The organism is Streptomyces sp. WM6386 (genome assembly GCF_000972385.1).
Lineage (GTDB): Bacteria > Actinomycetota > Actinomycetes > Streptomycetales > Streptomycetaceae > Streptomyces.
Map to the genome: position 1 here is coordinate 1 of NZ_JXTE01000434.1, position 519 is coordinate 519.

Annotated in this window: 1 protein-coding gene and 1 pseudogene; one reads left to right on the forward strand and one right to left on the reverse strand. The window is 60.1% G+C overall.

The features are described from left to right. Window positions 1-49: 49 nt before the first annotated feature. Window positions 50-238, reverse strand: a pseudogene (locus TN53_RS48920) (IS256 family transposase); the annotation flags it as partial. Here TN53_RS48920 and TN53_RS49720 point away from each other — a divergent pair. After that, window positions 209-519, forward strand: a 311-nt coding sequence (locus tag TN53_RS49720; protein ID WP_159038286.1) for an FAD-dependent oxidoreductase, incomplete at its 3' end; no start/stop codon positions are given. The pseudogene TN53_RS48920 and the gene TN53_RS49720 overlap by 30 nt on opposite strands.

The following is a 519-nucleotide window of genomic DNA, read 5'->3' on the forward strand; positions in this document are numbered from 1 at the left end:
CCGAATGTGAGACAGGGCCAATTTAACGGCTGATCTTGGTTGTTGATGGTCAGTTGTTGCTCGGGGTCAGGCGTCCCTCGAAGGCGATCTGGAACGCGTTGAGGGGTGCTTTCCAGCGCATGGTCCACCGCCTGCGGCCCCTCCCGGTGGGGTCCAGGCTCATCAGCGCCATGTAGATGCACTTGAGGGCGGCGGCCCCTCTTACGACATGATCGTAGTGGGAGCGGGTCCGGCTGGCCTATCTGCGGCAGTAGGCGCCAGCACGAATGGCCTGAGCGTACTGGTCATTGAGTCGAATCGCCCGGGCGGTAATGCCTCATCTTCCATCAACTTGATCAGGAACTATCTAGGATTCCCCGGAGGGGTCGCTGGCACAAAGCTGATCAAGTTGGCTATCGAACAGGCTCGTCGCCTAGATGTGGACATCGTCCCTACGATGGAGGCGAGGCTCCTTAAAAGAGATCCGGCTCGACCTGCGTGCTTTCTCATCGAGGTGGGGCGGGAAAACGGCGGACCCCC